Annotated in this window: 1 pseudogene; it reads right to left on the bottom strand. The window is 63.5% G+C overall.

The window, feature by feature from the left end:
• Positions 1–1,520 (bottom strand): annotated as a pseudogene (locus B3605_RS18090) (hypothetical protein); the annotation flags it as partial.
• Positions 1,521–1,536 lie beyond the last annotated feature (16 nt).

Below are 1,536 nucleotides of genomic sequence, written 5' to 3'. Positions count from 1 at the left end.
GTAGAGAGAATAGCACTGACGGCGGCGACTGATGTGACCTTGTCGGCAAACCATGTGACTGACAGCGCCTCCGACCAGGCATCACGCCATGCATCCGCGATCAGGACAGCCTGCTGATGGTCACGCTCCCGCTCGGCGATATCGCGCGTCAGCCCGCTCATTGCCTTCCGGTGGTTGGCGCGCACCTCCTCCCGCCTCCTGCTGTCGGCCAGCAGTCTCGCCGCCCCTCGCGTCAGGTCCGCGATCGGCATGTCGCCATCAAACCGCGCGCCGGCTTCGGTGAGGGCTGCCCCAAGCTCTGTGCTATGCCGCCCGAGTTCGGAGCGAAGCGCCTCGAGTTCATATTCGCTTTTCCTCAGATCGTCCCGGGCCGAAAGCGTAGTATTTCGCCTGCCGGCCCAGCTCTCAAGCGCAACCAGCCGCTCCAGTGCATCCGGCCCGGCCTCAATGGCATCGGGCAAAAAAGTTCCGATCTTGTCCGCCAAGGCATCGTGATCCGCCAGCCCTTCCGCAAGCAGCTCCTGCTGCCGATCGATGGCGGCCGCGCTGGCAGCGGCTGCGAGCTTCAGCTGCCGGAGTTCGGCCAAATCCTTGGCGCGGGCCAACCGATTGTCCGTTGCGGCATCGTCCTGCCGCATGGCCTGTTCGAATGTCGAAGCGGTGGCGCTGTCCAGCGTGGCAAGATGGCTCTGCCAAGCCGCATCGCGCGCGCTACGCAGGGCCTGCGCCGCGCTGTCGTCGACGGTGCCCTCGCTCGCAAACGCAGCGATCCGCGCCAAAGTCGCGGCTCGTTCGCCGGTGAGGTCGCGAAGCTTGCCGCGATGCTCGCTCACGCGCTTTTCGATCGACGCCGCGTGTGATCGCCACATATCTAGTTGCCGTGTGTCAGCCGCCTTCGTCAAAGCTAGCTCGTCTAGATCGCCCGACCAAGGCACCAGCAGCGCAATGCGATCGTCGAGATTGCGGCACACCTGGCGATAGGAGCGCTCCTCGACGGCGAGACGCGAGAGAAGGTCTGTATCCGTCAGTCTCGCCAGCGCATTCTCGATGCGCGATTGCGTATCCGGTTCCAGCTCGGTTTCACCGTCAAATTCGGCCGTGTCTTCCTTCAAGCGATTGAGCGTATCGTTGGCCCGCTTGAGCTCGCGCTCCGTGGAAGCGATCTCGGCGTCGATCCCAGAGCGTTTCTCCATCAAGTCGCGGATGGCGCCAATGGATGGTGCTGGTAGCAACAACCTCTCGGGATTTGCATGTCCCGCTTGGTCGAGATCGAACAGCGACCGCGACAGGATGCCCTCCTGCTCGGCGACGGCGATTCTGCGCTTTGGCAGATCGTCCGCCGCCGCCCGATAGCGCGCTCGTCCGATCTCGAGTGTCTCCATAACCGCGGCGATCGATAGTGCCTGCTCATCCACAACCATGCCGTCGATCTCATCCGACAATTGGCGAATTGAGCGTTCGGCCGTTTCCGCGAGCGCCTGCAACCGCGTCTCATCACGCGAAAGCTGCGGCAGCAGCAAGAACCAATCGGCCGGT

The sequence above is a fragment of the Rhizobium sp. UBA1881 genome (assembly GCF_002338015.1).
Lineage (GTDB): Bacteria > Pseudomonadota > Alphaproteobacteria > Rhizobiales > Rhizobiaceae > Rhizobium.
Note: the sequence above shows the minus strand (reverse complement) of the source record. Positions and strands in the feature narration are given on the sequence as shown.